At 67.0% G+C, this 6,962-nt stretch carries 5 protein-coding genes; 1 reads left to right on the top strand and 4 read right to left on the bottom strand.

The genetic code is table 11. The annotated features are described in order from the left end of the window. The 3 genes from VF592_RS09805 to VF592_RS09795 all read right to left on the bottom strand — a co-directional run. The coding region (locus tag VF592_RS09805) for an RNA polymerase sigma factor region1.1 domain-containing protein (protein WP_331005442.1) at positions 1-1,375 on the bottom strand (1,375 nt) is incomplete at its 3' end. After that, positions 1,375-3,240, bottom strand: coding sequence for a DNA primase (dnaG, locus tag VF592_RS09800; RefSeq protein WP_331005441.1), 1,866 nt, complete (start codon positions 3,238-3,240; stop codon positions 1,375-1,377). The genes VF592_RS09805 and dnaG, both read right to left, overlap by 1 nt. Before the next feature lies 1 nt (position 3,241). Continuing rightward, positions 3,242-3,694, bottom strand: a complete 453-nt coding sequence (locus VF592_RS09795; protein WP_331005440.1) for a GatB/YqeY domain-containing protein — start codon at positions 3,692-3,694, stop codon at positions 3,242-3,244. A gap of 95 nt (positions 3,695-3,789) precedes the next feature. Between VF592_RS09795 and carA the strand changes: the two genes are divergently transcribed. After that, positions 3,790-4,962, top strand: a complete 1,173-nt coding sequence (carA, locus tag VF592_RS09790) for a glutamine-hydrolyzing carbamoyl-phosphate synthase small subunit (RefSeq protein WP_331005439.1) — start codon at positions 3,790-3,792, stop codon at positions 4,960-4,962. A 423-nt stretch (positions 4,963-5,385) separates the two neighbouring features. On the opposite strand, the gene VF592_RS09785 is transcribed toward carA, so the two are convergent. Continuing rightward, the gene (locus VF592_RS09785; protein WP_331005438.1) at positions 5,386-6,762 is read right to left on the bottom strand and encodes a calcium-binding protein; all 1,377 of its coding nucleotides are present in this window, start codon (positions 6,760-6,762) and stop codon (positions 5,386-5,388) included. Positions 6,763-6,962 lie beyond the last annotated feature (200 nt).

Genomic DNA, 6,962 nt, shown 5'->3' with positions numbered 1-6,962 from the left:
TGGCGATCGAAATGACGAGGCGCAGATTGGCCTCGACCATCTCCTTCTTGGCGATCCGCGCTTCGCGCTCGCCCTTCTGGACCATGTTGGTGATCCGGCGGAATTCCTGCAGCGACATGCCCGTCTGCTGCGCGATGTCGGCGATCTCGGTGCGGATCCGCGCGACCGCCTCGCCCTCGTTGGTCGCGAACGCGGTCCATTTCTTGTCGAGCTTGCCCAGGCCGGCGATCCACTGCTCGTCCATCTCATGGCCGATATAGCGGTCGAGGAAATCCTTGCGCGGGACCTTGTGACGTTCCGCCAGGCGCAGCATCTGCCCACCCAGCGCGGTCAGGCGCCGGTTATAGGCGTAGAGCTGGTCGACCAGATATTCGATCTTGGCGTTGTGGAACTGGACAGACTCGACCTCGGCGGTCAGCTCCTCGCGCAGCTTCTGATATTTGCGCTCGTCGGCGGCGGACAGCCCGGCGCCGCCGCCCATCGCGTCGAGGCGATTGGCCTGGAGCTTGCCGAACTTCTTGTAGAGCGCGGTGATCTGCGCGAACTTCTCGAGCGCCTGGGGCTTGAGCGTCTCCTCCATCTGCGCGAGGCTGAGGGTATTGTCCTCCTCCTCGTCGTCGGACGGCCGGGGCGCGCGACGTTCCGTGAGGTCATCCTCTTCGTCGGCGACGGGCGCCTCCTCGACCTCGGCTTCCTCCTTAAAGGCGGGGCCGGCGGTCTTGGCGCTGATCTCGCCATCCGCGTCCTCGGCGTCGTCGGCCAGCGCCTCGGGCGCGGGGTCCTTGGACAGCATGGCGTCGAGATCGATGATCTCGCGCAGCTGCATGGTGCCTTCGTTGAGCGCGGTGGACCAGTCGATGATCGCGTTGAAGGTGATCGGGCTCTCGCCCAGCCCCATGATCATTGTGTCGCGGCCGGCCTCGATCCGCTTGGCGATGGCGATCTCGCCCTCGCGGCTCAGCAGCTCGACCGCTCCCATCTCGCGCAGGTACATGCGGACGGGGTCGTCGGTGCGGTCGACGGTTTCCTTCTTCTTGACCTCGGCGACGGGCGCGGTGCCGTCGCCCTCGGCGTCGGCGGGCTCGGGCGTGTCGTCGTCGTCGTCGCCGCGCGCCTCGGGCTCGCCTTCCTCGCCGGCTTCCTCGTTCTCGACGATGTTGATGCCCATCTCGCTGAGCGCGGAGGTCATGTCCTCGATCTGGTCGGACGACATCTCGCCCTGGGGCAGCGCCTCGTTCAGCTGGTCATAGGTGATGTAGCCGCGCTTCTTGGCGCGGGCGATCACCTTCTTGATGCCCGCATCGTTCAGATCGATCAGCGGCGCGTCGCCCCCGTCGCTCGTCTCGGGCGCGTCCGCCATGTTCGCCTTCGCCATTAATCGCCCTCAGTACCAAAGTGCCGGGCGTCTTCGTTGGCTTGACATAGATTTGCAAGCCTCCGTTCCAACGCCGCTTTTTCCTTCACGAGCGCCACTTGTCGTTCGAACGCCTCGTCGGTGAAACGGGCCTGCATCGCGGTGGTCGCCTCGGCGAGCGCGCCGTCGACCTCGGGCTGCGCGACCAGAATCGCGATCGCCTCGTCGAGATCGGCATGAGCGCGCGCCGCGTCTCCTCCGGACTGGGTGAACGAATAGGGCGTCGTGTCGGCTCTCAGCAGGTCGGTGGCGACCGCCTCGAAGCCGGATTTCGCCAATATGGTCACGAGCCGCGCGCTATCAAGCGTCTGGTCTTCGACCGCGAGGTCCACCACCGCCTCGAACAAGCGGCCGAGCGCGCCGTCCGCCATGCGGAGCGATTTCAATATCTCGTAATGATGCGCGATCTCGGCCGGGTGGCGGATCAATCCGGCGAGCACCGCCTTGGCGAGCACGCGGTCGATGCCCGCCGCGTTCACCGCCTTGGCGTCGGCGGACACGGGAAGGATCGGTGCCTTCCACGGGCCCTTGCGGGGCTCGAACGACCGGGTGAACGGCCTGCGCGGGGCGGGGGCGAAATGGGCGTCGAAGCGGCGGCGGAACTCGGCCTGATATTCGCCGCGGACGCCGGGATCGGCGATGCCGGCGGCGAGGTCGCCCAGGCGCCGCTTGAGCCCGGCGCGCTGCTCGGGCGTGTCGAGCGGCTCGGCGGCGAGTTCGGCGGTCCAGAGGCGGTCGACGAGCGGTTCGGCCTCGGCGAGCAACGCTTCCAGCGCGGCCGGGCCCCGCGCGCGGACGAGGTCGTCGGGGTCCTGGCCCTGGGGCAGGGTGACGAAGCGGAGCGACCGCCCGGGGGCGAGCAGCGGCACGGCGCGATGGGCGGCGCGCAGGGCTGCCTTCTGGCCGGCGCCGTCGCCGTCGAAACAGAGCGTCGGCACGGGCACCATGCGCCATAGCCGCTCCAGCTGCGGCTCGGTGAGCGCGGTGCCGAGCGGGGCGACGACCTCCGCGATCCCCGCCTGGGCGAGCGCGATCACGTCCATATAGCCCTCGACCACGATGACGCGGTTGGCCTTGCGCGCGGGCGCGGCCGCGCGGTCGAGATTGTAGAGCGTGCGGCCCTTGTCGAAGAGCGGGGTGTCGGGGGAGTTGAGATATTTGGGCTCGCCCTCGCCGATGATGCGCGCGCCCCAGGCGATCACCCGGCCGCGCGGATCGCGGATCGGAATGGTCAGCCGGCCGCGGAACCGGTCATAGGGCTCCTTGCCCTCGACCTGGATCAGCAGGCCCGTCTCGACGAGCGGGCCGTCGCCGAACGCCTTGAGGGCGGTGCGCAGGCGGTTGCGGGCGTCGGGCGCGAAACCCAGGTCGAAGGTGCGCGCGGTCGCCGCCGCGATGCCGCGTTTGCGGAGCAGCGCCTGCGCCGCCGCGCCGTCGAGCCCGGCGAGCTGCGCCGCGAACCAGTCGTTCGCCGCCTGCGTCACATCGTGCAGGCCCTTGGCGCGTTCCGCCTTCTCCGCCGAGCGGCGGTCCTGCTCGGGCATGTCGAGCCCGGCGGCGGCGGCCAGTTCCTTGACCGCGTCGATGAAGGGCAGGCCGCGTTGATCGCACAGCCACTTGATCGCGTCACCATGCGCCGAGCAGCCGAAGCAGTGGTAGAAGCCCTTGTCGTCGTTGACGTAGAAGCTGGGCGTCTTCTCGTTGTGGAACGGGCAGCAGCCGCGCATCTCGCGGCCCGCGCGGGTTAGCTTCACCGTCTTCGCCACCAGGACGGACAGCGAGGTGCGCGCGCGGAGCTCGTCGAGAAAGGCGGGGGTGAGCGTCACGTCAGGCGAGCGCCGCCTTCACCAGCCCGCTCGCCTTGGCCATGTCGAGCTCGCTCGCGTGGCGGGCCTTCAGCTCGGCCATGATGCGACCCATGTCCTTCATGCCCGTGGCGCCGAGCTCGGACTTGATGCGGTCGATCGCGGCGCGGGTGGTCGCCTCGTCCATCTGGGCCGGCAGGAAGCGTTCGATCACCGCGACCTCGGCGGCCTCGGCCTCCGCGAGTTCGGGGCGGCCGCCTTGTTCGTACATCGCGATCGATTCGCGGCGCTGCTTGACCATCTTCTGGAGCACCTCGACGACGAGCGCGTCGTCCTCGACGGCGGCCGAGCTGGTTCGGGCCTCGATGTCGCGGTTCTTGATCGCGGCCTGGATCAGCGAGATGGCATTCCGGGCGGGTTTGTCGCCGGCCTTCATGGCGGCGAGCTGGGCGGCTTTGATGTCGTCTCGAATCATGGAAAGCGCCTTAACAGATTGACGGGGATGGGGGGTGTCTTTAGCGAGCGCCGCTTAGCGACATCGTTGTCCGACCTCCAGGAGTGCCCGCCTTCATGGCCGACGCCAAGCCCCTTGCCGCGCCCGCCGGAGCCACGGGCTGCCTCGTCCTCGCATCGGGCGACGTGCTATGGGGGCGCGGATTCGGGGCGGAGGGGGAGGCGGTCGGCGAAGTGTGCTTCCACACCGCGATGACCGGTTACCAGGAGGTCATGACCGATCCCAGCTTCGCCGGGGAGATCATCACCTTCACCTTTCCGCATATCGGCAATGTCGGCGCCAATCCCGACGATCTGGAGGCCGACGACCCGCACGCGCTGGGGGTGATCGTGCGCGAGGACGTGACCGCGCCGTCCAATTTCCGCTCGAGCGAGCGGCTGGACGAATGGATGCGGCGCCATGCCCGGATCGGGCTGTCGGGAGTCGACACGCGCGCGCTGACGCGGCGGATCAGGGGCGGAGGGGCGCCCAATGGCGTGATCGCGCACCGGGCGGACGGACGCTTCGACGTCGACGCGCTGATCGCCCGTGCGCGGGGCTGGCCGGGGCTGGAGGGAATGGACTTGGCGCGCGAGGTGTCGACCGCCACCCATTATGGCTGGGAGGGCGGGGTCTGGCGCCTGGGGTTCGGGTATGACGCCGGTGCCGAGGCGAGCCAAGGCCCGAAACCGCACGTCGTCGCGATCGATTATGGCAGCAAACGCAATATTTTCCGAAACCTCGTTCGCGCTGGGGCGAAGGTATCAGTGGTGCCTGCGACCGCAACCGCGGCGCAGGTGATGGCGCTGGAGCCCGACGGAATCTTCCTGTCCAACGGGCCGGGCGATCCGGCCGCGACCGCCGACTATGCCGTGCCGGTGATCCGTGAACTGCTTGACACGGGCCTGCCGCTGTTCGGCATCTGCCTGGGGCATCAGTTGCTGGGCCTCGCCGTCGGGGCGCGGACGACCAAGATGTTCCAGGGGCATCGCGGCGCCAACCACCCGGTCCGGCGGCTGGCGGACGGCGCGGTGGAGATCACCAGCATGAACCATGGCTTTGCCGTCGAGCGCGAGTCACTGCCCGCGAACGTGCGCGAGACGCATGTGTCGCTGTTCGACGGGTCGAACGCGGGGCTGGAGCTGACCGACAAGCCGGCGTTCAGCGTGCAATATCATCCGGAAGCGAGCCCGGGACCGCAGGATAGTTTGTATCTGTTCGAGCGGTTTGTGGGGTCTCTGACCCAATGAGGAGCACGCGATTTCTGCTCGGGATATTGATAAATCTCAGCGCCTCCGCCGGCGCGACGACATACGGATCCAGCTACGACAGTCGCATCTGGTTGTCGAAGAAGTGCGCCGCTGAAACGATGACAGACCTTAGACATGGCAAGGCGACTGTTAAAGCCATCCAGAACGGGCGCGGCTTCGATCTCATCACCATTGCCGACCATGACATTGATCCGGACTGGTTTGTGAAGATTCTGCTCTCTGACCCGTGCGTGATTGCTCGTAGGACCAAGTCTACCCACGAAGCGGATTACCCAGGATGATATGCGGGTATGTCGCTGTTTGAACGTCATCGATCATTGGCGCGGTATTCGCGACTGTGATGCGGAGCCCTCGCCTAGAGCGCGCACCCGCCGGCCCGAAGGCCGGCGGGTGATCCGTCGTTCAGAGCAGGAAGTCGCTTTCCTGCGGGGCGGGTACGCCCACCAGCGTGATGAAGAAGTCGGACCGGCCGTTGCCGCTCGAATCGACGCCGACGACGGTGTCCGTGCCGCGCCGGAAAATCTCCAGGTCCGCGAACTCGATGTCGTAGGAGCGCAGGTCGATACTGTCCGTACCCGACACGAAGTCGAGGATGCGGTCGTTGCCTGGGCGATCCTGGAACAGGAACACGTCGGCACCGCCGCCGCCGATGAACGAGTCGTTGCCCAGCCCACCGTCGATGCGATCATTGCCCGCACCGCCGACCAGGAAGTCGTTGACCGTGGAGCCGGTGATGCGGTCGTTGCCCGCGCCCGCGTTGACATAATAGCTGAGCGACCGATCGCTGAAGTCGAACGTGTCGTTGCCCAAGCCGCCGAGCGTCGCGACCTGGAATTGGTCGCCGCGCTCCACGCCGCTGACGAGATCGCGGACGTCGAAGGTCAGTCCTGCCCCCGCCACGAAGGTGACGATCTCGTCGTCGAACCGGCCGACATTGCCGGTCGCCATGCCGGACGCGTCCTCCGCCTGGACGCGAACCGCGAGGCTGCCGTCCTGACCCCTCAGCGTGCCTGCGTCGAGCGAGCGTCCGTTGCCGACTTCGGCGCTGGTGAAGGTCAGGCGCACCTGGGTCACGCCCGCCGCCGCCGAGACGTTCACCACATCGCGTCCGCCGCCCAGATCGGTCTGGTCGGCGCCGTCGGTCGACACGTTGAAGATCGCCACATCGTTGCCGCCGCCGCCGAAGATGATGTCGGTACCCGCGCCGCCGATGAAGCTGTCCGCGCCGTTGCCGCCGCTCAGGCGATCGTCGCCTGCGCCGCCGACGAGAAAGTCGTCACCCGCGCCGCCGGTGACGATGTCGTTGCCCATGCCGGCGTTGATGTAGGTGTTGCGTACCGACTGGCCTTCATTGAACAGGTCGTTAGCCGACGTGCCGAGACGGACGATTTCGAAATTCTGCCCGCGGCCCACGCCGCTGACGAGATCGCGGACGTCGAAGCGGATATCGCCGGTCGCGATGAAGCTTATACCCTCGTCGTCGAAGCGGTTGACCGGGCCGGTCAGGCTGTCGCTGGAGCCGTTCTCGGCCTGAAGGCGGACGGCGAGCCCGCCATCCTGGTTCGCCATGGTGTTGCTGTCGTTGGCGCTGCCGTTGCCGACCTGCGCGCTGGTGAAGGTAAGCCGGACCTGCGTCACGTCCGCATCGCCGCCGACCTCGACCACGTCGTCGCCGCCGCCCAGATTCACCGAAACCGGTTCATTCTGGGACACGTCGAATCGAAGGAAATCGCCACGACGCTCGCTACCGTCCACGCTCGAATTGAATACCTGGGGCATAAACCACTCCTAAATCGTTGAAAGCACCGCGAAATCGGTCATCCCATTTTCACGAGGTCGAGCGCATCATCCCCGATCCGGTGGAGTTACGGTCGACACCCTACTAAGGATGCACGCACCGCGGCCGATCTTAACGAAATCTCAATACCCGCCGAACCGCGGTTCAACTTGCGACCTGCTTCGACCTGCTCGATCTAACC

This window comes from Sphingomonas sp., from assembly GCF_036388435.1.
In the GTDB taxonomy this organism is placed as follows: Bacteria; Pseudomonadota; Alphaproteobacteria; order Sphingomonadales; family Sphingomonadaceae; genus Sphingomonas.
This window is presented reverse-complemented; position numbering and strand designations above follow the sequence as displayed.